Source organism: Mycolicibacterium pulveris (assembly GCF_010725725.1).
Classification (GTDB): Bacteria; Actinomycetota; Actinomycetes; order Mycobacteriales; family Mycobacteriaceae; genus Mycobacterium; species Mycobacterium pulveris.
The window spans coordinates 2,717,050-2,743,318 of the sequence record NZ_AP022599.1 but is presented as its reverse complement, the minus strand read 5'-3'; the positions used below and the strand labels follow the sequence as shown (position 1 = coordinate 2,743,318).

The 26,269-nt window shown below is 68.8% G+C and carries 25 protein-coding genes, 1 tRNA gene, 1 other RNA gene and 1 pseudogene; 13 read left to right on the top strand and 15 right to left on the bottom strand.

Annotation, left to right across the window (positions count from 1 at the left end):
- Window positions 1-132 precede the first annotated feature (132 nt).
- Both G6N28_RS27075 and G6N28_RS13225 read left to right on the top strand, forming a co-directional pair.
- Window positions 133-366, top strand: a complete 234-nt coding sequence (locus G6N28_RS27075; protein ID WP_235674560.1) for a hypothetical protein — start codon at window positions 133-135, stop codon at window positions 364-366.
- A gap of 689 nt (window positions 367-1,055) precedes the next feature.
- Entirely contained in the window at window positions 1,056-1,940 is an 885-nt protein-coding gene (locus G6N28_RS13225) for an LLM class F420-dependent oxidoreductase (protein ID WP_163900922.1), read from the top strand.
- Window positions 1,941-2,070: 130 nt separating this feature from the next.
- Here G6N28_RS13225 and G6N28_RS13220 read toward each other — a convergent pair whose 3' ends face one another.
- From G6N28_RS13220 to ffs, 4 genes are all read right to left on the bottom strand, one after another.
- Complete coding sequence (locus G6N28_RS13220) at window positions 2,071-2,289, bottom strand: NAD-binding protein (protein WP_276001185.1); 219 nt, start codon at window positions 2,287-2,289, stop codon at window positions 2,071-2,073.
- A gap of 408 nt (window positions 2,290-2,697) precedes the next feature.
- Window positions 2,698-4,539, bottom strand: coding sequence for a DNA polymerase III subunits gamma/tau (locus G6N28_RS13215; RefSeq protein ID WP_163900921.1), 1,842 nt, complete (start codon window positions 4,537-4,539; stop codon window positions 2,698-2,700).
- A 10-nt stretch (window positions 4,540-4,549) separates the two neighbouring features.
- A complete protein-coding gene (locus G6N28_RS13210) occupies window positions 4,550-5,839 on the bottom strand; it encodes an aspartate aminotransferase type Ic (protein WP_163900920.1) in 1,290 nt (429 codons plus the stop codon).
- A gap of 28 nt (window positions 5,840-5,867) precedes the next feature.
- Window positions 5,868-5,964: signal recognition particle sRNA small type (gene ffs, locus G6N28_RS13205), an RNA gene on the bottom strand.
- Between the two features lie 70 nt (window positions 5,965-6,034).
- Here ffs and G6N28_RS13200 point away from each other — a divergent pair.
- From G6N28_RS13200 to G6N28_RS13190, 3 genes are all read left to right on the top strand, one after another.
- A tRNA-Ser gene (locus tag G6N28_RS13200) sits at window positions 6,035-6,120 on the top strand.
- A gap of 97 nt (window positions 6,121-6,217) precedes the next feature.
- Entirely contained in the window at window positions 6,218-6,970 is a 753-nt protein-coding gene (locus G6N28_RS13195) for a lipid uptake coordinator LucA (RefSeq protein ID WP_163900919.1), read from the top strand.
- Window positions 6,971-6,998: 28 nt separating this feature from the next.
- Window positions 6,999-8,024: a S1C family serine protease gene (locus G6N28_RS13190; protein WP_163900918.1), complete on the top strand. Its 1,026-nt coding sequence runs from the start codon at window positions 6,999-7,001 to the stop codon at window positions 8,022-8,024.
- Between the two features lies 1 nt (window position 8,025).
- Here the strand turns inward: G6N28_RS13190 and G6N28_RS13185 are convergent, their stop codons facing one another.
- Window positions 8,026-8,694, bottom strand: coding sequence for a TetR/AcrR family transcriptional regulator (locus G6N28_RS13185; RefSeq protein WP_163900917.1), 669 nt, complete (start codon window positions 8,692-8,694; stop codon window positions 8,026-8,028).
- Between the two features lie 88 nt (window positions 8,695-8,782).
- On the opposite strand from G6N28_RS13185, the gene G6N28_RS13180 reads away from it, so the two are divergent.
- Window positions 8,783-9,850, top strand: a complete 1,068-nt coding sequence (locus tag G6N28_RS13180) for an NAD(P)H-dependent amine dehydrogenase family protein (protein WP_163900916.1) — start codon at window positions 8,783-8,785, stop codon at window positions 9,848-9,850.
- Between the two features lie 5 nt (window positions 9,851-9,855).
- Here the strand turns inward: G6N28_RS13180 and lipL are convergent, their stop codons facing one another.
- The 5 genes from lipL to G6N28_RS13155 are packed head-to-tail and all read right to left on the bottom strand — an operon-like array spanning window position 9,856 to window position 14,467.
- Entirely contained in the window at window positions 9,856-11,136 is a 1,281-nt protein-coding gene (gene lipL, locus G6N28_RS13175) for an esterase/beta-lactamase LipL (protein ID WP_163900915.1), read from the bottom strand.
- A 51-nt stretch (window positions 11,137-11,187) separates the two neighbouring features.
- Window positions 11,188-11,634, bottom strand: coding sequence for a hypothetical protein (locus tag G6N28_RS13170; protein ID WP_235674558.1), 447 nt, complete (start codon window positions 11,632-11,634; stop codon window positions 11,188-11,190).
- Window positions 11,635-11,667: 33 nt separating this feature from the next.
- On the bottom strand, window positions 11,668-12,732 hold the full coding sequence (ligD, locus tag G6N28_RS13165; RefSeq protein ID WP_163900913.1) for a non-homologous end-joining DNA ligase: 1,065 nt from the start codon (window positions 12,730-12,732) through the stop codon (window positions 11,668-11,670).
- 1 nt (window position 12,733) lies between these two features.
- On the bottom strand, window positions 12,734-13,786 hold the full coding sequence (locus G6N28_RS13160; protein ID WP_163900911.1) for an ATP-dependent DNA ligase: 1,053 nt from the start codon (window positions 13,784-13,786) through the stop codon (window positions 12,734-12,736).
- Window positions 13,787-13,828: 42 nt separating this feature from the next.
- Window positions 13,829-14,467, bottom strand: a complete 639-nt coding sequence (locus tag G6N28_RS13155) for a TetR/AcrR family transcriptional regulator (RefSeq protein ID WP_179962071.1) — start codon at window positions 14,465-14,467, stop codon at window positions 13,829-13,831.
- Between the two features lie 81 nt (window positions 14,468-14,548).
- On the opposite strand from G6N28_RS13155, the gene G6N28_RS13150 reads away from it, so the two are divergent.
- Genes G6N28_RS13150 through G6N28_RS13140 form a run of 3 tightly spaced genes read left to right on the top strand, consistent with a single transcriptional unit; the run spans window position 14,549 to window position 16,672 of the window.
- Window positions 14,549-15,154, top strand: coding sequence for a VOC family protein (locus G6N28_RS13150; protein ID WP_163900909.1), 606 nt, complete (start codon window positions 14,549-14,551; stop codon window positions 15,152-15,154).
- Complete coding sequence (locus G6N28_RS13145; RefSeq protein ID WP_163900907.1) at window positions 15,151-15,567, top strand: DUF1801 domain-containing protein; 417 nt, start codon at window positions 15,151-15,153, stop codon at window positions 15,565-15,567. Before G6N28_RS13150 ends, G6N28_RS13145 begins: the two co-directional genes overlap by 4 nt.
- A gap of 28 nt (window positions 15,568-15,595) precedes the next feature.
- Window positions 15,596-16,672: an ATP-dependent DNA ligase gene (locus G6N28_RS13140; protein WP_163900905.1), complete on the top strand. Its 1,077-nt coding sequence runs from the start codon at window positions 15,596-15,598 to the stop codon at window positions 16,670-16,672.
- Between the two features lie 221 nt (window positions 16,673-16,893).
- On the opposite strand, the pseudogene G6N28_RS13135 reads toward G6N28_RS13140, so the two are convergent.
- The 3 genes and pseudogenes from G6N28_RS13135 to G6N28_RS13125 all read right to left on the bottom strand — a co-directional run.
- Window positions 16,894-17,205, bottom strand: a pseudogene (locus G6N28_RS13135) (DUF3830 family protein); the annotation flags it as partial.
- The gene (locus G6N28_RS13130; RefSeq protein ID WP_163900903.1) at window positions 17,202-18,605 is read right to left on the bottom strand and encodes an amidase; all 1,404 of its coding nucleotides are present in this window, start codon (window positions 18,603-18,605) and stop codon (window positions 17,202-17,204) included. The pseudogene G6N28_RS13135 and the gene G6N28_RS13130, both read right to left, overlap by 4 nt.
- Window positions 18,602-19,639 carry a D-2-hydroxyacid dehydrogenase gene (locus G6N28_RS13125; protein WP_407664958.1) on the bottom strand — a complete coding sequence of 346 codons (1,038 nt, stop codon included), beginning with the start codon at window positions 19,637-19,639 and terminating at the stop codon, window positions 18,602-18,604. Before G6N28_RS13125 ends, G6N28_RS13130 begins: the two co-directional genes overlap by 4 nt.
- 77 nt (window positions 19,640-19,716) lie before the next feature.
- Here G6N28_RS13125 and G6N28_RS13120 point away from each other — a divergent pair, with 77 nt between their 5' ends.
- The 3 genes from G6N28_RS13120 to G6N28_RS13110 all read left to right on the top strand — a co-directional run bounded on the left by G6N28_RS13120 (window position 19,717) and on the right by G6N28_RS13110 (window position 21,914).
- Window positions 19,717-20,454 (top strand): maleate cis-trans isomerase family protein, encoded by a 738-nt coding sequence (locus G6N28_RS13120; protein ID WP_197745786.1) that lies wholly within the window; start codon window positions 19,717-19,719, stop codon window positions 20,452-20,454.
- Between the two features lie 90 nt (window positions 20,455-20,544).
- A complete protein-coding gene (locus G6N28_RS13115) occupies window positions 20,545-21,264 on the top strand; it encodes a maleate cis-trans isomerase family protein (RefSeq protein WP_179962070.1) in 720 nt (239 codons plus the stop codon).
- On the top strand, window positions 21,261-21,914 hold the full coding sequence (locus tag G6N28_RS13110; protein ID WP_163900901.1) for a GntR family transcriptional regulator: 654 nt from the start codon (window positions 21,261-21,263) through the stop codon (window positions 21,912-21,914). Before G6N28_RS13115 ends, G6N28_RS13110 begins: the two co-directional genes overlap by 4 nt.
- 7 nt (window positions 21,915-21,921) lie before the next feature.
- Here the strand turns inward: G6N28_RS13110 and G6N28_RS13105 are convergent, their stop codons facing one another.
- On the bottom strand, window positions 21,922-23,382 hold the full coding sequence (locus G6N28_RS13105) for an NAD-dependent succinate-semialdehyde dehydrogenase (protein ID WP_407664957.1): 1,461 nt from the start codon (window positions 23,380-23,382) through the stop codon (window positions 21,922-21,924).
- An 82-nt stretch (window positions 23,383-23,464) separates the two neighbouring features.
- On the opposite strand from G6N28_RS13105, the gene G6N28_RS13100 reads away from it, so the two are divergent.
- The gene (locus G6N28_RS13100) at window positions 23,465-24,715 is read left to right on the top strand and encodes an aspartate aminotransferase family protein (protein ID WP_163900899.1); all 1,251 of its coding nucleotides are present in this window, start codon (window positions 23,465-23,467) and stop codon (window positions 24,713-24,715) included.
- Window position 24,716: 1 nt separating this feature from the next.
- Here the strand turns inward: G6N28_RS13100 and G6N28_RS13095 are convergent, their stop codons facing one another.
- Window positions 24,717-26,117, bottom strand: coding sequence for an MFS transporter (locus G6N28_RS13095; protein WP_163900897.1), 1,401 nt, complete (start codon window positions 26,115-26,117; stop codon window positions 24,717-24,719).
- Window positions 26,118-26,269: the final 152 nt, after the last annotated feature.

Sequence of the window (26,269 nt, the reverse complement as noted above, 5' to 3'; positions counted from 1 at the left end):
AGCTCAACAGGCGCTCAAGAAGTACCGCGACGCCCGGAGCAACGACAAACGCCGCGACATCGAAAAAGCCATCGCCACCTACGTAAAACCAACGCCGAAATCGCCGTCGCTGCCGTCGCCCGTCGAGCAGGAGTGCAACGCAAAACCGTCTACAAGCATCCCGACCTGATCGCCGTCATCGACCAATATCGTCACCAACCCAGGGCCGAGCCCGCAACGACCGGCGCCGAAAACAGCATCATCACCGCTCTACGGCGCCGGTTGGCCGCCAAAGACGAGGAAATCACGCAGCTGCGGGCGACCCTGGCCCAGCAGAAAGCCACCATCGAACTGCTCTACGGACACCTCGATGACTCCACACCCTAAACGCAGTGCCGTGGAATCGATTTCCCACCACAGGGCCGACACAATCTGGAACCGCCAGTGAGCCAACGAAATCTGCCAGTCCCTGTCCGTTGGGTTGTTCGTCAGCACGCAGGACTCTGCAGACCTGCTCCATCACCACCAATCAATCAGCTGCGCCCCATAACGCAGCTTGGGTGACCATGGCCGGAGGGACATTCAGCGGCACAGCGGAATGCACGTCCTAAAGCCCGTTCGATGACGTCGAAAAGGGAATGCGCAACATCTCAGCGACCGAGACAACGCCCCATCCAGTGGCGCCGTTACAGATTGCGTTGTCGCATTGGTGGCGCGTGAGCGACGCGGGAAACCTTCCTTATGCCACCGGACGCCGAGTTGCCCAGTCCTTTCGATCCCCCGGCGCGTTCTGCGCCACCTCACCGACGAGCAACTGCTGCGCCACCCGGGCGCGCTGTCGGGTTCGTTGGCGTCTATCGCCGACCGTCTGCGCCAGCGCTACGGCATCAGTTACATGATCGTCCAGGCCGCCCATACCGAAACGCTCGCGAACATGCTCGCCGAACTTCGCTGGCGGGTTCACGCCTCCCGCTCGTCGAGTGAGTACCAACGGCCCTAGCACCCGGCCGGAAAGCCGATAGCGTCGACATGGCACCTGTCAACGCGAATGCCTCGATCGCAAGGAGCACCGGTACATGACCACTTCCTCCGAGACTTCTTTCCGATTCGGTGTCACGATGACGACGCCGTCGGGACGGGAAGCCTGGATCAGCAAGTGCCGCAAAGCAGAAGAGTATGGCTACGACGTCATCGGAGTCGCCGATCACCTAGGTAAACCGGCACCGTTCCCCGCGGTCGTGCTCGCCGCCGCCGCGACCGAGCGGGTACGCGTGTGCACCTTCGTGTTGAACACCAGTTTCTACAATCCGGTCCTGCTCGCCAGGGACGTCGCGACGACCGATCAGCTGACGGACGGCAGGCTGGACCTCGGTCTGGGAACCGGATACGTCAAGGCCGAATTCGCCGCCGCCGGGTTAGCCTTCTCTGGTCCCAGCAAGCGGCTCAACCACCTCGAGGCCACGATATCTGGACTGCGAACATGCTTTGCCAACGCCGAGCCGCGGCCGGTGCAGCAGCCCGGTCCTCCGTTGCTGCTGGGCGGCGAGCGGGACCGCATGTTGACCCTCGCCGCGCGCGAAGCCGACATCGTCGGACTCGTCGGCATGACGTCAACACCCGAGGGCCGGTTGGCGCGAATCGCGACGCCCTCCGAGCTGAAGGAGCGCGTCGACTTCGTGCGGACACACGCCGGTGAGCGGATGGACCGGATCGAGCTCAACCTGCTTGTGCAGAAGGTGATCGTCACGAATGATCGGAAGGGTGCGTTCGAACAGTTGCTGCCGCACACCCCCGGAAACATGATCGACGAACTCGCCGAAGCTCCCATACTGCTGGTCGGGTCCGTCGAACAGATCGCCGATCAGGTGCTCGGGCTGCGCGAGCAGTTCGGATTCAGCTACATCATGGTGCTCGAACCGGAGATGGACGATTTCGCGGCCGTCATAGAGCGGCTGCGCTGACGCCACAGCCTTCTCACGTCGCGCCCAGTTGGCTGGCGATCATGTGCTGCAATTGTTCTCGGCCCGTGTCGCCAAGCGCATCTGCTCATCATGGTGACGTGCCAACCTGCACCGGGAGAGTCACCGAAGGTCAATACGTGGGGGGCTTTGGTCCCTGCTCGCGATTGCTCTCGAGTTCGGGTATTGCACTGATGACGTAGTTGGCTTCGTGCAGTGGTAGTGCGTCGAGCACGTGAATGTCTTCAGCACTGCCGAACATCGCGCTGACTCCCTGGCGGGCGTTGGATCTGACCTGGTGCGGGTCGAAGTCCACTGCGAGAACTCGGTATCCGCCGTCGGCGAGCTTCAGTGCGGTTGAGCAGCAACCCCAACAGTCCTTTTCCGGCTGGTAGATAACCGATCAAGGCGGCGGTCTCGGGTTTCATGCCTTCGTGCAGGAATCGGCGCAGCGAAAGACACGCGGTGAGCATTGGGCGTCTAACCGAATGACCACCGTCACAAACAGACTTCAACAACGCTGACGACAGACCGACTGGTCTGGTACGCGGCGCCGGCTGCATTGCATCCACGCCTGATGAGACGCGACCCAGCGTTCGCCGAATTGGACACAGCCACCTCCTCTGCGGGAACGCTCTTGACTCTAACCGTTCCCTCAAAGACAATTTCGGTCACGTTTGTCTCTGCGGGAACAGCAGTACACACCAAAATCTGACCCCAGATAAAGCGTGCAGAAGTTCAGTTTCGAGCGGGGTGAGGGCTAACCGTCGATACGGCGCGCGCCCAGTTCGTTCTGCAGCAGTTCCAGCGCGGCTTCCTCGGGGTCGCGACGGGGGGTCTCGGCGGTGTCGCTGCCGGCCTCGGCCAGCATGCTCTCCTCGTCGTCGTTCGGTGGCGGCGGCGACGACGGCGACGCGGGATCGGGCTGGGCCGCGGCCGGCGCGGGAGCCGCGGCGCCCGCTTCGCAGCGGATCCTCCAGTCCACGCCGAGGACGTCTTTGAGGGCTTCCCGAATGATCTCGGAATTGCGTTGCTCGACAAGGCGTTTCGCCAGCGGCGCGGACGGGTGGCCGAGGACCAGGGTGTCGCCTTCGACGGCGAGCACCGTGGCGCCGTCGAGCATGACGTCGGTCGGGCGCCGAAGGTTGCGCACCTTCTCCCGCACCGTCGTCCACACCCGACGCACCGCGGCGGCGTCCAGGCCGCCTGCCGCGGGCGGCGGGGCCTCCACGACCGGGTCTGACGGCGGCCGCACCGGCGGCGGCGACGCGGGCTCGGCGGTGGGCTCGGGCGCGGGCTCCGGCGTCGGCGGGGGCGGGGGCGCGGCGGCGCGCTCCGGCGCGGGTTCGGGCGTCGACGCGGGCGGTGTCGCGTGGCTCTTGCGCACGAACTGCTTGGGCGCCGCCGAACTCGCCGCGTCCGATGCCGGTACCGAGACGTCCAGCCGCTTCTCGATGCGCTCGACGCGTTGCAGCAGAGCCGATTCCGTGTCGCTGGCCGACGGCAGCAGCAGCCGCGCGCACACCACCTCCAGCAGCAGCCGCGGGGCGGTGGCACCGCGCATCTCCCCCAGCCCGGCATGCACCACCTCGGCGTAGCGGGTCAGTGTCGCGGTGCCGATGCGCTCGGCCTGCTCGCGCATCCGGTCCAGCACATCCTCGGGCCCGTCGACCACCCCGCGGGCCACCGCGTCGGGTACGGCCTGCAACACGATCAGATCGCGGAAGCGTTCCAGCAGATCGCTGGCGAAGCGGCGCGGATCGTGGCCCGCGTCGATCACCCCTTCGACGGCGCCGAACAGCGCCGCGGCGTCCCCGGCCGCCAACGCGTCGACCGCGACGTCGATGAGCGCCACGTCCGTCGCGCCCAGCAGCGCCAGCGCCCGCGAGTAGGTGATGTGGCTGCCCGACTCACCCGACGCGGACCCGGCCAGCAGCTGGTCCAGCACCGAGAGGGTGTCGCGCGGTGAGCCGCCGCCGGCCCTGATGACCAGCGGATAGACCGCGTCGTCGACCTCGACCTGCTCTTGTTCGCAGATGCGCTCGATCAACCCGCGCATGATCCGCGGCGCCAACAGGCGGAACGGATAATGGTGGGTGCGCGACCGGATGGTCGGCAGCACCTTCTCCGGCTCGGTGGTGGCGAACACGAAGATCAGGTGCTCGGGCGGCTCTTCGACGATCTTCAGCAGCGCGTTGAAGCCCGCGGTGGTGACCATGTGCGCCTCGTCGACGATGAAGATGCGAAAGCGCGACTGGGCCGGGGCGTAGAACGCGCGGTCGCGTAGCTCGCGGGTGTCGTCGACGCCGCCGTGGCTGGCCGCGTCGAGTTCGACGACGTCGACGCTGCCGGGTCCGTTCGGCGCCAGCGCCACGCACGAGTCGCACACCCCGCACGGGGTCGGCGTCGGTCCCTGCTCGCAGTTCAGCGAGCGGGCCAGGATGCGCGCCGAAGACGTCTTGCCGCAGCCCCGCGGCCCGGAGAAGAGATAGGCGTGGTTGATCCGGCCGGCCGCCAGCGCGGTGCACAGCGGCTCGGTGACGTGCTCCTGGCCGACGACCTCGGCGAAGGTCGCGGGCCGGTACTTGCGGTAGAGCGCCACGCTTCGCAGGCTACCGAGGCGCGCCGACAAGCGTCTCGGTGGCCGCCAACAGCGCGCAGGTGGCCAGGCCGTCGATCGCCTCGCGCAGCTCGCGCTCGCGGGGGAACGTCGGCGCGATCCGAATGTTCTTGTCGTCCGGGTCTTTTCGATACGGGAACGTCGCACCGGCCTCGGTCACCGCGATGCCGGCATCCTTGGCCAGCGCCACCGTGCGACGCGCGGTGCCGGGCAACACGTCCAGGCTGATGAAGTAGCCACCCTTCGGTTCGGTCCACGACGCGATCTTCGACTCACCGAGTCGGTCTTCGAGGATCTGCAGCACGGCGGCGAACTTCGGGGCCAGCAGCTGCTGATGACGCTGCATCTGCAACCGCACCCCGTCGGCGTCGCGGAAGAACCGCAGGTGCCGAAGCTGGTTCACCTTGTCCGGGCCGATGGACTTCTTACCCGCGTACTGCAGGTACCAGGCGATGTTGCCCAGTGAACCGCCGAAGAAGCTGACCCCGGCGCCGGCGAAGGTGATCTTGCTGGTCGAGGCGAACACCAGGGGGCGGTTCGGGTTACCCGCGGCCTCGGCCAGGCCCAACACATCGACGTTGCGCTCGAAGTCGTGGGTCAACGTGTGCACCGCGTACGCGTTGTCCCACATCAACCGGAAATCGTTTGCCGCCGTGCGCATTTGAACCAGCCGACGCGCGGTCTCCCAGGAGAAGGTCACGCCGGTGGGGTTGGAGTACACCGGAATGCACCACATGCCTTTGATCGCGGGGTCGGCGGCCACGAGCTCCTCGATCAGGTCGACGTCGGGGCCGTCCTCACGCATCGGCACGGTGATCATCTCGATGCCGAGGGTCTCGCAGATCGCGAAGTGCCGGTCGTAGCCGGGGGCCGGGCACAGGAACTTGACCACGGGCTCCTTGCCCCACGGCCGCGGCGAGTCCACGCCGCCGTGCAGCATCGAGAACACCACGACGTCGTGCATCAACTCCAGGCTGGAGTTGTTGCCCGCGATCAGGTTGGGCACGCCGATGCCGAGCAGCTCACCGAAGATCGCGCGCAGTTCCGGCAGGCCGTGCGGGCCGCCGTAGTTGCGGGTGTCGGTGCCGTCGCCGTCCCGGAAGGCGTCGGGCCCCGACCCGGGCAGCTCGAGCAGGGCGTTCGACAGATCGAGCTGCTCGGGGGAGGGTTTGCCACGGGTCAGGTCCAGCTTGAGGCCCTTGGCCTGCAGCTCGGCATAGGCGCGCTGCTGCTGTTCATGCTGTGCGACGAGTTCATCCCGGCCGAGCGACTGAAACGACACAGTGCGCCTTTCACTTCGAGCCGTGCAGAAGAGGGGGACCCCGCGCACCCGCCAGAGCCCATTGACCCTTGCTGCCTTCCGGCCCTGGGGGAGTTCACAGGATGGACGCCACGCGGGGTCCGGCAGCGAGTCTAATACCACCGCCGGCCGAACAACTTGACGGCCACATGGGCCGGTTCGGCTACCATGGCCCGCGGAGGATTCGCCTAGTGGCCTATGGCGCTCGCCTGGAACGCGGGTTGGGTTAATAGCCCTCGCGGGTTCAAATCCCGCATCCTCCGCAGCGGCTCGGGGTGCGACCGGCTCGGTCGCACCCCGGCCAAGAAAACACCGACCAGCGTTCATGCCGAAAGAGCACTTGGAGCGCGTAGGAGGGGCATGAGCCGCAACATCGCGGTGATTTGGCACGCGTCGTTCTCGCTCATTGCCGGTGCCTTGTATTTCTTCTTCGTCCTGCCGCGGTGGTGGGAGCTGATGGGCGCCACCCCGCACACGCTGGGCGTCGTGCTGCGCATCGTGGTCGGTGTGCTCATCGGCCTGGCGGCGCTGCCGGTGGTGCTCGAGTGGACGCGCACCAGGAAGCCGGAATTGCGCACGCCGGAGATGGCGCTGAGGCTGCGGCTGTGGTCGACGGCCCTGCACGTGGTCGCCGGCGTGCTGATCCTGGGCGCGGCGATCAGCGAGATCTGGCTTTCGCTCGATACCGCGGGTCAGTGGCTGTTCGGCAGCTACGGCGCCGCCGCGGCGATCGCGCTGCTCGGCGTCTTCGCCTTCTACCTGGCCTATGTGGCCGAACTGCCGCCGCCACCGCCGAAACCGCTGAAGCCCAAGAAGGAGCGGCGGCGACGCGGCCGCAAGGCTGATGCGGATGAGGCCGACGATGCAGTTGAGGACACCGGGGACACCGGGGACACCGGGGACGTCGAGGACGTCGAGGACGTCGAGGACACCACCGAGGACACCGCCGAGGCCGAGACCGACCAGGGCGACGAACCTTCGGGCAACGAGGACGAGCGCGCCGAGGACGCACCCACCAACGGCAAACTGCGCAACCGACGCCCTTCCGGCAAATCCGAACCGAGTCGACGGCGACGCCGGCGGTTGCGCGGCGGCGTCGCGCTGGACGATTAACAGGCCACTTTTCGGGCAATATGGGCGCATGCGCAAATACGACGTCCGCCGCCCGCTGCCGGCGCTGCTGATCGCGCTCGCCGCCATCGTGGCGCTGGTAGCGCCGTTCGGCGCGGCGACGTCCACGGCCGCGCCCGCCGACCCCCTGGCCGCCGCGGCCCAGGTCGAGCCCGCCGTGGTGCGTATCAACACCGAGATCGACTACCAGCGTGCCGTCGGGAACGGCGCGGGCATCGTGCTGGACCCCAACGGCCAGGTGCTGACCAACTTCCACGTGGTCTCGGGGGCAGACCGCATCCACGCCTCCGTCGGCGGTCGCACCTACCCGGCCGAGCTGGTCGGCTATGACCGCCGCCACGACATCGCGGTGCTGCAGCTGATCGGCGCGACGGGTCTGCCCACCGCGCCGATCGGCGACTCCGCGGCCCTGGCCACCGGCGAGCCGGTCGTCGCGCTGGGCAACGCCGCAGGCACAAACCGGCCGTTGACCCGCGAGGTCGGCACCATCACCGGGTTCGGCCGCACCGTCAACGCCGAGGACACCCTCACCGGAAGCAAGGACGAGCTGACCGGGCTGATCGAGTTCGCGGCGCCCGTCGTCGCCGGCGATTCCGGCGGCCCGGTGGTCAACTCGGCCGGGCAGGTGGTGGGCGTCACCACCGCGGCGTCGGTGAACTTCGTGCTCGGACCCGGCGGCGAGGGCTATGCGATCCCGATCAACGACGCGATGGCGATCGCCGACCAGATCCGGGCGCGGATCCCCTCCGAGACCGTGCACATCGGGCCGCCGGTGCTGCTCGGCGTCGGCGTGCGCACCGCCCAACGCGGCCCCGGCGTGCTCATCGCCGAGGTGCTGCGGGGCGGTCCGGCCGAGCGCGCGGGCCTGTACGCCGGCGACGTTCTGCTCGAGATCGACGGCGTCCGGTTGAACTCGGCCACCACCCTCACCTACGTGCTCGACCGGCACTACCCCGGCGATGTCATCGACCTCGTCTGGCTCGATCGCAGCGGCCAGCAACACACCGGCAAGGCCGCGCTCACCCCGATCGTCTGAGCTAGCCGTTCGCGGCTTCGAGCATCCGTTCCACCCCGGCGATCAACAAACCGAGCTCGAACTCGAACTGGATTTCGGCGTCGCGCCCGTTCGTCGGCGCCGATTCGAGCACCCGGCGCAGGGCCGGATAAGTGCCTTCCGGTTCGTGTTGCAGCGCCGCTGCGGTCTCAGCGCGGTGGTGATGAACGCCCGAATCCGTCTGCGCCGCAAGGCTTTGCGCTGCGGACTGCGCGATATTGGAAGCCGCCGTCAGCGCCAGGCGCGCACCGTCGGGGTTCAGGCCGGCGTTGAGCAGCATGTCCAGCAGCCGGTCGGCCAGCGCCAGCGCCGCTGCGGCGCTCAGCCCGCCCAACCGCGTGAAATCGGTGGCGATCCCGACCTGGATCAGCCCGTCCCGAAACGCGACGGCGTAGGCCCGCAGCGCCGCGCGCCAGTCGTCGTCGACCGGTAACTCGACACGCTCGAGCTCGCGCTCGAACAGATCCAGCAGCACCAGCGCGAGCAGACCCTCGCGATCACCGACGTAGTAGTGCAGCGCCTTGCGGGACACCCCGAGCTCGTCGGCGACGGCCTGCATGGTCAGGTTCTTGGTGGTCGCCAGCCGTCGCGCCGCCGACACGATCTTGCTGCGACTGATCCGCGGTGGACGCCCCCTGGCTCGACCGCTCATCCCCGCAGCCTAAGCGCCATGGCCACGCGTTTTCACCGGTCGGTAAAAAAGCCTGCGCAGCGCCACGCGACCACCTTATGCTGTGCAGGTGCCAAACACCTCATATCGCGTCGTTCAGTGGACCACCGGAAATGTCGGAAAAAGCTCGGTGGCGGCGATCGCCAAGAACCCCAACTACGAACTCGTCGGCCTCTACGCATGGTCGGACGACAAGGTCGGCAAGGACGCCGGCGAGGTTGCCGGTATCGCCCCGCTGGGCGTCAAGGCCACCAACGACGCCGACGCGCTGCTCGCGCTGAAGCCCGACGTCGTGGTCTACAACCCGATGTGGATCAACGTCGACGAGCTGGTGCGCATCCTGTCGTCGGGGATCAACGTGGTGTCGTCCGCGTCGTTCATCACCGGGCACAACCTCGGCGCCGACCGTGATCGGCTCGAAGAGGCGTGCAAGAAGGGCGGGGCGACGCTGTTCGGTTCCGGGGTCAGCCCGGGCTTCGCCGAGCTGCTGGCCATCGTCGCGGCCACCGCGTGCGACCGCGTCGACAAGATCACCATCGCCGAGTCCGCCGACACCACCCTCTACGACTCCCCCGACACCGAACGGCCCGTCGGCTTCGGCACCGCGATCGACGACCCGAACCTGGCGCCGATGGCCTCAACCGGAACCGCGGTGTTCGCCGAGGCGGTGCAACTGCTTGCCGACTCGCTGGGCGTCACGCTCGACGAGATCAAGTGCGTCGCCGAGTACGCCCAGACCACCGAGGATCTGGTGATGGCGTCGTGGACGATTCCGGCCGGCCACGTCGCGGGGGTCTACATCCGCTGGCTCGGCCTGGTCGGCGGCGAACCCCTGATCGAGGTCAGCGTGCGGTGGAAGAAGGGCCAGACGCTGGACCCCGACTGGCAGCTCGACGGCGACGGCTGGAAGATCACCATCGACGGGCGCCCCACGGTGAACATGGCGGTCGGGTTCCTGCCGCCGCAGGACATGATCGAGCAGGCCAAGTCGATCGAGGACTTCTTCGAGCTCGGCCACATCATGACGGCCATGCCGCCGATCCACGCGATCCCGGCCGTCGTCGCCGCCGCGCCGGGCATCGCCACCTACAACGACCTGCCGCTGCCTCAGGCCCGCGGCATCGTCCCGACCAAGTAGCGCCGTCAGCGCCGGCCCGCCCGCTTCTTTGTCATCGGATCGCGGTAGCGCGCACCGTATTTGGGCACCGCGGCGGGCCCGGCGCGGCGGGCGGCGTTGATCGCGTTGCGCAGCGGGCCGGCCAGGCCCGCGAACGACGCCATGTCGAACACCATCGGCGTCAACAGCCGGTTGTGCACGAACGCGAACGCGCTGCCGGTGTCCGGGTCGGCCCAGCCGAGCGTTCCGCCCAGGCCGATATGGCCGAATCCCTTGAGCAGACCGGGAATCGGGGATTCGTGGTAGCCGAGGTGAAACGGCATCGGCACGCCGATGTTCAGATCCGGCCACGGTCGGGGCTTGCCGATCAGCCCGCGGGCCAGCTCCTCGGACAGGAACTGCGTGCCGTCGATATGTCCCCGGTTGGCGATCGCCGCGTACATCTTGGCCAACGCGCGGGCGGTCACCACCCCGTTGGCGGCCGGTACTTCGGCGTCGAGGAACGGAATCTCGCCCTGGACAAGGGATTTGACACCAGGAAAGAACATCGCTCCGAAGGCTCCCGACAGCGGTAGCCCGGCCACCCTTGGTGCGACGAAGTTGAACACCGGGTTGGCCCGGCTGCTCTGCGGCGCCAGGATCTGCGCCACCTTGGTGGGGGCGTCGGCAGGCGGGCGGCCCAGATGCAGCCCGTCGGTGTTGAGCGGCCGCGCCACCTCCTCGCGGATCAGTTCGCGCATCCCGTGCCCGGTCACCGAGCGGGCCAGACCGGAGAGCAGCCAACCATAGGTCAGCGCGTGGTAGGCGGGCCTGCCCCGCAGATGACCGGGGGCGGCGGCGGCCATCCTGGCCTCCATCACCTCGTGATCCAACAGCTCGGCCTTGGTGACGCCGTTGGGCAGGTGCGACAGCCCCGCGCGGTGGCGCAGCACGTCGCGCACGGTGATGTCGCCCTTGTTCTTGGCCGCGAACGCCGGCCAATACGTCGCGACGGGCTCGTCGTAGTCCAGCAGGCCCCGGTCGGCGAGCCGGTGGATGACGGTGGCGGTCACCCCCTTGGTCGCGGAGAACACCATCGCGCCGGTGTCGGCGGTCCACAGCCGCTCACCGCGGCGGTCGGACCAGCCCGTCCAGACGTCGACTACGGGCCTGCCCTCGATGAACACGGCCAGCGCGCCGCCCCCGAACCGGCGGCCGGGAAACATCCGGACGAAGAGCCGCACGACGGTGCCGAACCGCGGGTCCGCGGCGCCCTGCACCCCCCGCGGCAACCCCTCTCCGGTCCGCAGCAATGACGCCTTTGCCATAGCGCTAACCATGCGTCGAAGACGGCACCGTCGGCGCCGAACCGCGAAAATTCAGCCCGCCACCTCCAGCACGTTGGCGTTGAGGCGCGCCGCCGGAGGCCCCTCCAACATGACGTCCTTGAGGATCTTGGCCTGATCCTTGTGCACGGTGAACTCGCCCTTCTGCGGCTCGTTTCCACCGACCACCTCGTAGAACACCGTGAACGGGGTGTCCGGCAGCGGATGCAGGCCAATGTATTTCGGTTGGATCGTGTACTTGTAGGTGCAGCCGCCGCCGGGTTCGCACTGTTGGTCGGTGACGACGACGTCGACGTTGAACTCCGTCGGCGTGGGCACCTTCGGCGGCGGCGGGGCAAGCGTGGTGCGGGGGGTGGCCTGCGGCGCCGGGGTCGACGACAGGCCTCCGGTGATCACCACCGCCGCGATGCCGATGCCGCCGGCGACCATCGCGACCAGGGCCAGCGCGGCGAGCAGCTTGCGAATCACCGAAACCTTCATGTGCATAGCAAACCTTGTGCCGAGGCGTCGCGTCTAGCGACCCGTGATCGGGTTGCCCTCCTCGTCCCAGTTGGCGGCGACCTTCTTGCTGGGCTGCACCCGCGGCGGTTCGCCCGGCATCTTCGGATAGCTCGGCGGATAGGGCAGGTCGCCGAGACCGCGTTCCTCGTCGGCCTCGACCATCTCCAGCAGCGGTTTCAGCGACTGGGCGGTGGCGTCGATGTCCGCCCACGGGTCGTCGCGATCGGCGACCAACTTCGGCACCGTCACCATGGTGTAGTCGTCGGGATCCGCGTCGCGCAGGTCCTCCCACGACAACGGGGTCGACACGGTCGCGATCGGGGTCTTGCGCACCGAGTACGCCGACGCGAACGTGCGGTCGCGGGCATTCTGGTTGTAGTCGATGAAGATTCGTTTGCCGCGTTCCTCCTTCCACCACGACGTGGTGACCGCCTCGGGCGCGCGCCGCTCGACCTCGCGCGCCAACGCGATGCCCGCCCGGCGCACCGCGATGAAATCCCAGTCCGGTTTGATCCGCAGGAACACGTGCACGCCCCGGCCGCCCGACGTCTTGGGATAGCCGATCAGCCCGAGGTCGTCGAGCAGCGGCTTGAGCACGTCGACGGCCACCGCCGCGGCTTCGGCGAAACCGGTGCCGGGCTGCGGATCCAGGTCGACGCGCAGCTCGTCGGGATGCTCGGTGTCGGGGCAGCGCACCTGCCACGGGTGAAACGTGATCGTACTCATCTGCGCGGCCCAAATGATCGCCGAGGGGTGGGTGACCTTCAGCGCGTCGGCGGTGCGACCGGACGGAAACGTCACCTGGCAGGTCTCCAGATAGTCGGGGCGGCGCTGCGGCACCCGTTTCTGGTAGATCTCCTCACCCTCGATGCCGTCGGGGAAGCGCTGCAGATGCGTCGGTCGGTCCTTGAGCGCGGCCAGCATCGGGCCGCCGGCGACGGTCAGGTAGTAATCGACGAGGTCGCGTTTGGTCCCCTTCTTACCGAGCTTCGGGAAGTACACCTTGTCCGGGCTGGTGAGCCGCACCTTCACCCCGTCGACGTCGAGTTCTTCTGCGGTGCTGCCCTTTGCGGCCATCTCAGGACTCCAGTACGTCGTAGAGGTCGTAGTTGATCGGCACGTCGAGCTGGTCGAACGTGCAGCTGCGCGGATCCCGGTCGGGACGCCAGCGGCGGAACTTCACGGCGTGCCGAAACCGCCTGCCGTGCACGGTGTTTCCTTCCATCTGGTCGTAGGCGACCTCGCACACCTTCTCCGGCCGCACCGGAATCCAACGCTTGTCGGCCGCGGAGTTCCACCGGCTCGGGTCGCCTTCGCGCATCTTGTCGCCCACCCGCAGCGGCTCCAGGTCGGCCAGCAGCTTGAGCCTGTCCTTGGTGGTGAACGACGCTGCGCCGCCGACCATCTGGAGTTCGCCGTCGTCGCGGTAGAGCCCGAGCAGGATCGACCCGATGCCCTCCCCGCTCTTGTGGATGCGGTAACCCATCGCCACGCAGTCGGCGTCGCGGGCGTGTTTGACCTTGACCATCTCGCGCTTGCCGGGCAGGTACGGGCCGTCCAACCGTTTGGCGATCACGCCGTCGAGACCGGCGCCCTCGAACTCCGCGAGCCAGCGCGCGGCGAGGTCCGGATCCTCGGTGGTGCCGGTGACGTGGCACCACCGCTTGGAGCGCACCGCGTCCGACAGCGCCTCGCGGCGCACCCGGAACGGCTCCTTCATCAGCGACGTGTCGCCGGTGGCCAGCGCGTCGAAACCGATGAAGTGTGCGGGAGTCTGCTCGGCGAGCATCTTGATGCGGCTGGCCGCCGGATGCACGCGTTGCGACAACGACTCCCAGTCCAGCCGGGTCCGTCCGTCGATCTCGCGGGGCACGACGACCTCGCCGTCGACCACGCACCGCTTGACCAGTTCGTCGCGCAGGGCCTCGACCAGTTCCGGAAAGTAGCGGCCGAGGTCCTTGCCGTTGCGCGAGTGCAGCACCACGTCGTCGCCGTCCCGAAAGACCAGTGCCCGAAACCCGTCCCACTTGGGTTCATAGGACCAGACCCCGGCCTCGTCGGGAACTTTGGCCTGCGCCTTGGCCAGCATCGGCTCGATCGGCGGCAGCACGGGGAGGTCCACCTGCTCCATTATTGCGTCCACACCCCTTCAGACCGCCGGCGCCGAGCAATGTCATCGCGCGCGATGAAGGAGGCTGTCGGCGAGCGTCTGGGTGAGCCAGCGCTCGTACCGCTTCGTTGACCAGCCCCGTTCGACGACGAGCAGGCGGTAGACGTCGGGAGACATCAGGGTGTAGACGATGTCGGCGGCCTCGCTCCGGCGCAGGCCGGGCCGCAGCGCGTCGACCCGATCCAGCGCGCGGACCAGTTGCCCCTGACCGGCGCGGCGCTGGCGGTTCAGGTCGTCCAGCAGGGCGGCGGCGTCGGGATCCGAGCCCGCCGCGCTGACGAGGATCCCGTAGATCGGCGCTGTTCTCGCGTTCACGTCGGCAGCGACCGCGACGAACCCCGCGACCTGGTTTTTTGGGTCCGACTCGGCGACCGCGGTTTGAACCTGCGGGCGTTGCGGCAACGCCATGGGTTGGTCGTCGCCGGCGATCGACACGTCCAGGATCGCCTTCAGGATGCCGCGCTTGGAGGAGAACAACCGGTACACGGTGGCCTGCGGAACGTCGGCGGCAGCGCTGATGGCCTCGATCGTGGTGGCCCCGTAGCCGCGTTCCACGAATAGGGTGCGGGCGGCGTCGATGACCGCGGCCCGCGCCAGGCGGGTCCTGGCCTGACCGGGTCTGTCGGCGGGTCGGGTCGGCACAGATTGAGTCTATTACTCTCGAATTGATAGTGCTACTCTCAATTTGCGTACGGCGGTCACCAACCGGAAGGACTTCAGAACATGACAGGCATCGAAGCGGTCACGCTCGAAACCCCTGACCCCGCAGCGCTCGACGTCTTCCACGAGGCGGCCTTCGGCCCCGACCTGCCGGTGCGCGCACGCCCCGGAGACGCGCCGACCAGCGGCTTTCGCGGGTTCACGCTCTCGCTGGTAGTGCCGCAACCGTCCGCCGTCGACGCGTTCGTCGACGCCGCCCTGCGGGCCGGCGCCACCGCGCTCAAGGTGCCCAAGAAGTCACTGTGGGGCTACGGCGGCAGCGTCACCGCCCCCGACGGGACGATCTGGACGGTCGCGTCGTCGTCGAAGAAGGACCGTGACCCGGTCGACCACCGGATCGACGAGTTCATCCTGCAGCTCGGCGTGGACGACGTCGCCGCCGGCAAGCGCTGCTACGTCGAGCGCGGTCTGGCGGTCGCAAAGAGCTTCGGCCGCAAGTACGTGTCGTTCACCTCGGGCCCGGTCACCTTGGCGCTGCTGAACCGGCGCGCACTGGCCAAGAACGCCGGCGTGGCCCCGGACGGCGCCGGATCGCACCGTATCGTCGTCAACAGCCCGGCGGGCGACTTCACCGATCCCGACGGGTTCACCTGGGAGGCCGGCCGATGACCGAACGCAACAAGCCGAAGCTGCTCTCCGGTGGCAACCCGCAGATCCCCAAGGGGGAGGGCGACGGGCCGGTGCAGGACTACATCGCGGCGATGCCCGGCTGGAAACGCGACATCGGGCAACGCCTCGACGCGCTCATCGCGCGGGCGGTCCCCGACGTGCACAAGGCCGTGAAATGGAACCAGCCGTTCTACGGCCACAAAGACGAGGGCTGGTTCCTGTCGTTTCGCTGCTACACCCACTACGTGCAGGTCGCGTTCTTCAAGGGCGCGTCGTTGGATCCGGTGCCGCCGAAGGCCTCCAAACACGCCGAGGTGCGCTACCTCGACATCCGCGAGGACGACGACCTCGACGAGGACCAACTGCGGTCGTGGATCGAGCAGGCGGCCAAGTTGCCCGGCGAGAAGATGTGACACGCCGACAACCGGGACAATGGCGGCGATGAAGCTGCCCGTGATGCCGCCGGTGCGGCCGATGCTGGCCAAGTCGGTGGACACGATCCCGCCCGACGCGTCCTACGAGCCGAAGTGGGACGGGTTCCGGTCCATCTGTTTTCGCGACGGCGACGAGATCGAGTTCGGCAGCCGCAACGAGCGGCCGATGACCCGCTACTTTCCCGAACTGGTCGCCGCGGCCATCGCGGAACTGCCGCCGCGGTGTGTGGTCGACGGCGAGATCGTTTTGCCCATCAGAACCGCGACCGACCATGGCCTGGACTTCGAGGCGCTGCAGCAGCGCATCCACCCCGCGGCCAGCCGCGTCAACATGCTCGCCGAACAGACGCCGGCGTCGTTCATCGCGTTCGATCTGCTCACGCTGGGCGAAACCGATTACACGCAAAGGCCGTTCACCGAACGCCGCGCCGCCCTCGCCGAGGCGCTCGCCGGCTCGGGTCCGTCGTTTCACCTCACCCCGGTGACCACCGACCTGGCCACCGCCCACCGGTGGTTCGACGAGTTCGAAGGCGCCGGGCTCGACGGGGTCATCGCCAAACCGCTTGACCTGACGTATCAGCCCGACAAGCGGGTGATGTTCAAGATCAAGCACCAGCGCACCGCCGACTGTGTGCTGGCCGGCTACCGCGTGCACAAGTCGGGCACCGATGCGATCGGCTCGCTGCTGCTGGGCCTGTACCGCGCCGACGGCACCCTGGCCTCCGTCGGCGTCATCGGCGCGTTCCCGATGGCCACCCGACGGCAGCTGCTCACCGAATTGCGGCCGCTGGTAACCACATTCGAGGAACACCCGTGGAACTGGGCCGCGCACCTGGCCGGCGAGCGCACCCCGCGCCGCAACGAGGGCTCGCGCTGGAGCGCCGGCAAGGACCTGTCGTTCGTGCCGCTGCGACCCGAGCGGGTGGTGGAGGTGCGCTACGACCACATGGAGGGCGAACGGTTTCGCCACACCGCGCAGTTCAACCGCTGGCGCCCCGACCGCGACCCGCGTTCCTGCACCTACGACCAGCTCGACGTCCCGGTGAAGTTCCGCCTCGGCGACATCGTGCCCGGGCTCGGCTGAGGCTAAGCAGTTTCGTCAACTCGGCGATCGCGCAAGAGGCTGTGATGACGTGACGACCGTGACGGCAGCAATCTGACGTACTCGTTCGATCCGGCGACCCGGGCAGCCGCCACGTCTGCCGATCCCGGCCCCGGTGAGCCTGCAGCAGGGTTGTGCGAACCGATACGCGCCGCGTACCGAACGCATCACGCACGGAGCGTCGCACGAGGTCCGACACGCCGTCGATGGTGCCCGGTGCCGGTGGCGTTCTCGTAGCCGTAGGCGGGGTTGCCGAGCTGGTCGGAGTCGAACGAGAACCAGCACAGGTCGCCGGGAATCGGCGTCACCGTGGTGTTCTCCTTACCCGGGTCTGTGGCGAAAGCCGGTAGCAGCGTGTAGATCTCGTTGCGGGCGTACTTTCCGTGAAACACCTGAGCCGAGAGCGGCAGCGCGTCCCACACCGCCGCGCAGGTGCGTGGCGCCGCGTCGTCGAGCAGCCGGGCCACGCAGCTGACGCCGCGCTTGTCCAGGGACACGGTGATCAGCCTGCTCATCGGGCTCCTTGTGCGATCAGTTCCGGTGTGCGCCGGTGCCATTCGGTGGCCACCTCGTATGCGCGGCCCACCCGCAGCACCGTCGCATCGGCGTGGCGGGGACCCACGATCTGCAGCCCGATCGGCAGGCCGGCCGAGGTGAAGCCGCACGGCACGCTCACCGCGGGCTGCTGGGTCATGTTGAACGGGTAGGTGTACGGCGTCCAGCTCGCCCAGTCCGGCGACGGCCAACCCTCGGGCACGTCGCGGCCTGCGGCGAACGCTGGCAGCGGCAGGGTCGGCGTGACCAGCACGTCGTAGCGCTGGTGGAACCGGCCCATCAGCTCGCCCAGTCGCATGCGCACGGCCGTCGCGTCGAGGTAATCCGACGCCGAGAACGACGCACCCGTCGCCGCGACCCGACGCAACCCCGGATCGACCCGGCCATCGACCGCCTCGCCGTAGGCCTCCAGCACCTTCGCCGCCCCCGAGAACCACAGGATGTGAAAGGCCTCCAGCGGGTCGGCGAACCCGGGGTCGACCTCCTCGACCCGCGCGCCGGCATCGGCCAGCACGGTCACCGCGGCGCGGACGGCGGCATCGACCTCGGGGTCGTTGCGCACGAAGCCCAGCGTCGGGGAGAACGCGACCCGCAGGCCCGCGACGCCGTCGTCGAGGGCGGTGAGAAATGACGCCGACGGGGTCGGCATCGCCGCCCAGTCGCGGGCGTCGAACCCGGTGATCACGTCCATCAGCGCCGCGGTGTCGGCCACGGTGCGCGTCATCGGGCCCGGGTGGGCCAGCGTGCCGAACGGGCTGGGCGGAAAGGCGGGGATCAGCCCGTAGGTCGGCTTGAGCGCGACGGTCCCGGTGAACCCCGCCGGGATGCGCACCGATCCGCCGGCGTCGGTGCCGACCGACCACACCCCCATGCCAAGCGCGACGGCCGCCGCGCTGCCGCCGCTCGAGCCGCCAGCCGTCGTGGCGGGGTCCCAAGGGTTGCGGGTCACCCCGTACCGGGGCGAGTCGGTGACGCCCTTCCACGAGTACTCCGGCGTGGTCGTCTTGCCGAGCAGCACCGCGCCCGTCTCGCGCAACCGCGCGACGGCCGGCGCGTCCTCCTCCCACGGACCGGCCTCGTCGATGAGCCAGCTGCCGCGCAGCGTCGGCCAACCGCGGGTCCACAACGCGTCCTTGATCGACGTCGGCACCCCGTCGCCGGGGCCAAGCGGCTGCCCGGCATGCCAACGTGCCTCCGACGCCTTGGCCGCCGCCAGCGCGCCTTCGGCGTCGACGAGCACGAACGCGTTCGCCGCGCCCTCGTGAGATTCGATGGCGGCCAACGCCTCTCGGGTCGCCTCCACCGGCGAGATCGTCTTCGCCCGATAACCCTGCACCAGCTCGAGCGCGGTTGGAATCATCGCGAGCCCCCCGGCACGTAGCCGAGTTTCTTGTCCACCACGTTGCGCAGCGGTTCGCCGGCCAGCCAGCGGCGCAGGTTCTCCAGGAACTGCTCGGCCAGCGTGTCGCGCCAGCCGACCACGTCACCGGACATGTGCGGGGTGATGGTGACGTTGGGGGCGTCCCACAGCGGATGATCGGCGGGCAGCGGCTCGGTGTCGAACACGTCCAGCGTCGCGCCGCCGATTCGGCCCTGGGCCAGCGCGTCCAGCAGCGCGGACTCGACGACCATCGGTCCGCGGGCGATGTTCACCAGGTGCGCGTCGGATTTCATCGCGTCGAGCACCGCGGCGTCGACCAGGCCGCGCGTCGCGTCGGTGAGCGGCGCCGCGAGCACCAGGTGATCGCACCAGCCGACCTCGGCGGCCAGGTCGGCGCTGGCCACCACGTCGCCGAAGTCGGGATCGGAGGCGGCCGCGACCCGGCCCGCGCCGCGCACCCGCATGCCCGCCGCGCGCAGCAGCCTCGCGATTTCCCGCCCGATCGAGCCGGTGCCGACGACGAGCGCGCGGGTGCCTGCGATGCCGCGGGTCTCGCGGTGGCGCCACTGCCGGTCGCGCTGCAGCGCGAAGCTGGTGCGGCTGTCCTTGGCGTGCGCGAGCACCGCGCCGAGCACGTACTCGGCGATCGGACGGTCGAAGACGCCACGCGCGTTGGTGACCACCACGTCGGAGTCGCGAAGATCGTCAAACAGCAGCGTGTCGACCCCGGCCGCGGTGACGTGAAGCCACTCCAAACTGTCCGCCTGTGCCCAGACGTCGCGCACCGCGGTGGAGAAGTAGTCCCACAGCAGCAGCGCCCGCGCCCCGCGGATCGCGTCGGGAAGGTCGGCGGCGGTGCAGAACCGGAACTCGGCGCCCACATCGGGCAGCGCGGGCCGGTCGGCGTCGTCGACGCACAAGACCGCGACCACGGGCACCTCAGAAGGGGATCTGACCTGGTCGAATGATTCGTACCGTCCCGCGGTCGGGACGCTCTCGCGGGGGCTCGGCACGCCCCGAGGCTAAGGACACGCCGTATGATTGTCAACAATCTGTTGCTGGATGAGCGTTCTGGCCTCACACTGTGGAAATGACGCTCGGGGAAGTGCTGCCGCCCCCACCGTTGCAGCAGGTCGGCATAGGTGTTGTGACGCCATATGACTTCGCCCTGGACCGCGAATTGTGGCGCTGGGTTCCGGACGATGTCAGCCTCTACGTGACCCGGCTTCGATACGCCCCGCTGCCCGTGACCGTCGATATGGCGGTGCACGTCTCGGACGCGGACAACGTCGTCGCCGGCGCCGCCAACGTGCTCGCGGTCTCGCCGATGGTGACCGCCTACGCGTGCACGGCCGGCAGCTTCGTCAGGGGCATGGCCGGTGAGGCCGCGCTGGTCGCGGCCATGCAGGCGGCCGGCGCCCCGGCCGCGGTGACCACGAGCGGATCCATGCTGGCCGCGCTCAAGCACCTCGGCGTGCACCGCGTCGCGACGGTCACCCCCTATACCGCGGATTTGACCGTCGGGCTCACGAGCTACCTCATGGAGGCCGGGCTCGAGGTGGTCGCCACCTCCGGGCTCGGGCTGACCGCCAGGATCTGGTCGGTGCCCTATGAGAAGACCGCCGAGCTCGTCCGCAGCACCGACGTGCCCGAGGCCGAGGCCATCGTCATCAGTTGCACCAACCTACCGACGTACGACCTGATCGCTTCGTTGGAGGCCGAACTGCACAAGCCGGTCGTCACCGCCAACCAGGTGACCATGTGGGCCGCGCTGCGGGTGGCCGGGCGCAAAGCCGTCGGCCCGGGCCAGCGCCTGCTTGAGGCGTAACGAATCCGCTTCGACCCGCTAGCGGGCAAAGCACGCCAGGGTCCGGTTGTTAACATTGTCGACAATCCGCCGATCGACCGAAGGGCCTGTATGGCGACCGTAGGACTGCTCTACCCGGGCCACAGCGCCGAAGACGACTTCGCGACGCTGGAGGCTCGGGCCGCAGGCAATGTGCGCCTTCCGGTGGTCATCACCTCCGTCGGCGAGGACGCCCACCGGGTGGACGCGCTGCTGGACCTCGGCAGCGCCGAACGCCTCGCCGACGGTGTCCGACAGCTCGCCGAAGCCCGCCCGCAGTCGGTCATGTGGGCCTGCACCTCGGGCAGCTTCGTCTTCGGCCCGGCAGGCGCACGGCAGCAGGCGGCGAAAGTCGCTGCGGCGGCGGGTGTTCCGGCGTCGTCGACGTCGATCGCGTTCGTCGACGCGCTGCGTCACCTCAACATCCGGCGGGTCGCCGTCGCCGCCTCGTACCCGCACGACGTCGCCGAGCACTTCGTCGAGTTCCTGTCCGCCGGCGGCGTCGAGGTGGTGGCGATGGGCAGCCACGGCATCATCACCGCCGCAGAGGTCGGCACGCTGGCGCCCGAGCAGGTGGAGCAGATGGTCACCGCCGCCGATCACCCCGACGCCGAAGCCGTGTTGGTGCCCGACACCGCGATGCACACGCTGGCGATCGTCGACCGCCTCGAGGCCGCCGTCGGCAAGCCGGTGCTCACCGCCAACCAGGTCACGGCCTGGAAGGGACTGCAACTCGTGGGCGGGACGCCGGTGATCGCCGGCATGGGCCGGCTGTTCGGGGAGGCCCGGTGACCGAGTTCATCGCCCCCGTCGAACAGGAGTCCACGCCCAGCATCGTCGCCGACAAGCTGCGCCAGGCCATCGCGCACGGAGAACTGGCGCCGGGCACCCAGCTGGGTGAGGCGGACCTGGCCCGCAAGCTCGGCGTAAGCCGCGGGCCGCTGCGCGAGGGCATGCAGCGGTTGACCCAGGAGGGGCTGCTCATCGCGATCCGCAACCGCGGTGTGTTCGTCATCGAGATGACCCCCGAAGAGGCCTCCGACATGTATCTGGCGCGCGAGGCGATCGAACGCGCGGCCGCCCGCCGGATCCTCCAGCGCGACTACGCCGCCGCCGGGGACGAGCTGTTGGCCATTGTCGAGGAGATGGCCGAGGCCACCGATGTCGAGGAGGGCAGCGAGGCCGACATCCGGTTCCACGAGCGGCTGGTCGAGCTGGCCGACAGCCCCCGGCTGTCGCGGATGCACCAGACCTACCTCGTCGAGACGAGGATGTGCGTGCACGCGCTGGCCGACACCTACGACAACCCCAACGACCGGGTGGTGGAGCATCAGGCGCTGGCCAGCGCGATCAGGTCGGGCGACGTGCAACTGTCCGACAAGCTCCTGATCGCCCACATGGAGGACGCGGTCGACCGCCTGATCGAACGGCTGGCCCGCTAGCGCCCGGTCACTTCAGGGCCACGCCGATGTACTTGATCTCCAGGAACTCGTCGATCCCGACGGCCCCGCCCTCGCGGCCGAGCCCGGACTGCTTGACGCCGCCGAACGGCGCGGCCGGGTTGGACACCACCCCCTGATTCAGGCCGACCATCCCGGTCTCGAGCGCCTCGGCGACCCGCAGCGCGCGCCGCAGGTCGTTGGTGAACACGTAGGCCACCAGGCCGTATTCGGTGTCGTTGGCGGCGGCGATCACCTCGTCCTCGGACTCGAACGGGGTGAGCGGGGCGACCGGGCCGAAGATCTCCTCACGGGCCATCTTCGCGTCCCGCGGAACGTCGGTGAGCACCGTCGGCGCGTAGAAGTAGCCGTCGCCGCCCAGCACCGAGCCGCCGGTCAGCACCCGCGCGCCGCGCCCGACCGCGTCGTCGACCAGAGAGATCACCTTGCGCAGTGCGGCCGCGTCGATCAGCGGGCCGACCCGTACGCCCTCCTCGGTGCCGCGCCCCACGGTCAGCGACTCCATGCGGTCGGCCAGCCGGCGGCCGAACTCGTCGATCACCGACGCGTGCACGTAGATCCGGTTGGCCGCCGTGCACGCCTCCCCCATGTTGCGCATCTTGGCCGCGATCGCGCCGTCGACAGCTTCGTCGAGGTCCGCGTCGGCGAACACGATGAACGGGGCGTTGCCGCCCAGTTCCATCGAGGTCCGCAACACCTTCTGCGCGCACTGCTCCAGCAGCACCCGGCCCACCCGCGTCGATCCGGTGAACGACAGCTTGCGGGCCAGCCCGGAGCGGATCAACGGCTCCATGACGCCGCCGGCGTCCGTCGTCGTCACGCAGTTGACCACGCCCGGGGGCACGCCCGCCTCCTCGAGGATGCCCATCAGCGCCAGCATCGACAGCGGCGTCTGGTGGGCGGGCTTGACGACGCTGGTGCAGCCGGCGGCGATCGCGGGGCCCAGCTTGCGGGTTCCCATCGCCATGGGGAAGTTCCACGGCGTGATCAGCAGGCACGGGCCGACCGGTTGGCGGGCGATCAGGAACCGGGCGCCCCCGGCGGGCGCGGTCTGGTAGCCGCCGTCGATGCGGGTGGCCTCCTCGGCGAAGTGGCGGAAAAACTCTGCAGCATAAGCGATTTCACCGCGCGCCTCGGCCAATGGTTTGCCCATCTCCAGCGTCATCAGCAACGCCAGGTCGTCGGCGCGCGCGTGCAACAGGTCGAAGGCGGCCATCAGCATGTCGGCGCGCGCCCGCGGCGGTGTCGCGGCGAACTCCGCCTGCGCGTCGACGGCGGCCTGCAGCGCGGCCATCCCGTCGGCCCGGTTGGCGTCGGCGACCGCGCACAGGGTCTGGCCCGTGGCGGGGTCGACGACGTCGAAGGTGGCGCGTTCGGCGGCTTCGACCCATTTACCGTCGATGAACAATCGCTTGTCGACGGCGTCGATGACGGTCTGCGGCACGGTCACTCCAATTCCCTTCGCCCCGGCGGCCCGACGGATAGTCTGATTGTCGACAATCTACGGCAATCTAGGCTCTAGGGGACGTGGCGTGGCAGAACTCTCGCAAATTCTCAAGCAGGCCACCGGCGTGCTCGCCGCACGCGGCGAGGGCGTGCAGCTGTTCGACGAGCAGGGCCGCCGCTATCTGGACTTCACCGCGGGTATCGGCGTGACCAGCACCGGTCACTGTCACCCCCGCGTGGTGCAGGCTGCCCAACGCCAGGTCGCCACGCTGATCCACGGCCAGTACACCACCGTGATGCACCGGCCCCTGCTCACGCTCGTCGAACGGTTGGGTGAGGTCCTGCCCGCGGGCCTGGACCGCGTGTTCTTCGCGAACTCGGGCAGCGAGGCCGTCGAGGCGGCGCTGCGGCTGGCGCGGCAGGCCACCGGCCGCCCCAACGTCATCGTGTTCCACGGCGGCTTCCACGGACGCACCGTGGCCGCGGCGTCGATGACGACGTCGGGCACCAGGTTTCGGTCCGGGTTCGCGCCGTTGATGGCCGGGGTGCACGTCGCACCGTTCCCCGACCCGGCCCATTTCGGCTGGCCCGTCGAGCAGGCGACCGACTTCGCGCTGGCCCAACTCGACTACGTGCTGCAGACGTTGAGCGCACCGGCCGACACGGCCGCGTTCGTCGTCGAACCGGTCCTCGGTGAGGGCGGCTACGTCCCGGCCAACGAACGGTTCTTCGCCGGTCTGCGCGAACGCGCGGACGCGCACGGCATCCTGCTGGTGGTCGACGAGGTGCAGACCGGGTTCGGCCGCACCGGCCGGTTCTGGGGCGGGGAGCACTTCGACGCACGGCCCGACATCCTCGTCACCGCCAAGGGCTTGGCGTCGGGCTTTCCGCTGTCGGGCATCGCGGCGTCGTCGACGCTGATGGAGAAGGCCTGGCCCGGCTCACAGGGCGGCACCTACGGCGCCAACGCCGTGGCCTGCGCCGCGGCGGTGGCCACCCTCGACGTGATTCAAGACGAGCAGCTGGTGCGCAATACCGCCGAGCGGGGCGCGCAGTTGCGCGAGGCGCTGCGCACCGTCGCCGACAAGTACGACGCGATCACCGACGTGCGCGGCCTGGGGCTGATGATCGGTGTCGAATTCCGTGACGCCGCAGGCAGACCCGACGGGGCGAAGGCGCTGGCCGTGCAGCAGGAAGCCGCCCGACGCGGCCTGCTGCTGTTGACGTGCGGCGCGTGGGGCCAGGTGGTGCGGTTCATTCCGGCGCTGGTGGTGTCGTCCGACGAGGTCGACGAGGCCGCCGGGATATGGTCCGACGCGGTGAGTGCCGTCCTGTAGCTCAGGTGGGCGTGAGCTCGCGGTCGTAGTCGACGGGCGGGGGTGCGTCCTCGGTGCCGGGGATCTCGGTGCCGTGCAGCGGACAGCGGGCGGTTTCGGGGCACTTGAGCAGCGCCACCATCCCGACCACACAGGCGAGCATCATGTAGAACGCCGGCATCAGGTTGTTTCCGGTCACGCCGACCATCCAATCGTTGAGCGCGGGTGCGGTGCCGCCGAAGATGGCCGTCGAGACGTTGTAGGCGATCGCGAACCCCGCATACCGCACGTGGGTCGGGAACATAGCGGGGAACGTCGCCGAGATCGTCGCCAGCTGCGGCACGTACAGCAGGCCCAGCACGGCGAAGCCGATGATGGCGCCAAGGACACCCGTCGACATCAGCATGAACATCGGCACGACGGCGACCAGCAGGCCGATCAGCGATATCCACCACAGCGGTTTGCGGCCGAACCGGTCCGAGGCCAGCCCGGCGAACGGCAGGAACACCATCATCGAAAGCATGCCGATGATCGGCACGACCAGCGACATGTCGGTGGACAGCCCGATCGAGGTCTCCAGGTAGGTCGGCATGTAGGTCAGCAGCGTGTAATTGACGACGTTGAGCGCCACCACCAGTCCGCCCAGCCGCAGGATCGGACCCCAGTACTCGACGAGAAGGTCCTTGAACTCGGCGCCGATTCCCTTCTCTGTTCGGTCTTCTTGCTCCAGGTCCTTGAACACCGGGGTTTCGTCCAGCCGGGTGCGCAGGTACAGGCCGATGAGGCCCAGCGGAGCCGCGATCAGGAACGGCAGCCGCCAACCCCACGTGGCCATCTGCTCGTCGCCGAGCACCAGCGAGAAGCCCAGCATCATCAGCGCGCCCGCCGAGAAACCCGCCAGGGTGCCGAACTCGAGGAAGCTGCCGAGCATTCCGCGGCGACGCGCGGGCGCGTACTCGGCCATGAAGGTGGCCGCGCCGCCGTACTCACCACCGGTGGAGAAGCCCTGAATCATCCTCAGCACCACCATGAGTGCCGGCGCCCACATCCCGATCGCGGCGTACGACGGCACCAGGCCGACGCACAGCGTCGCACCCGCCATCAACAGGATGGTGATCGCCAGCACCTGCTTGCGGCCGAAGCGGTCGCCCAGCGGTCCCCAGAAGAACCCGCCGAGGGGCCGCACGAGGAAGGACACCGCGAACGTCATCAGCGCCAGCAGCGTCGCGGTGGCGCCGTCGCCGGGGAAGATCGCCGCCGAGATGTAGGTGACGCCGTAGGCGTAGAGGCCGTAGTCGAACCATTCGGTGGCGTTGCCGATGGCAGAGGCCGCGATGGCCTTTCGCACAACGCCGGGTGGTTCGTCCTTGCGGGCTGCCGGGTGCGGCGTTTGCGCGGAGGATCCGGAGTCGCCGACGTCCATGAGTTCTCTCGTCTCCGTGTCACGGTTCCCGGCCGGTTGGCGATCGACACCTCTGGCCACGCCGTTGTTCTGTTGGGTGGTACTCGTCGTTCATACCCCAATAGCCCGCGCGCCACGCCTGTTACACCGCGACGCGCAACAATTGCTTCCTT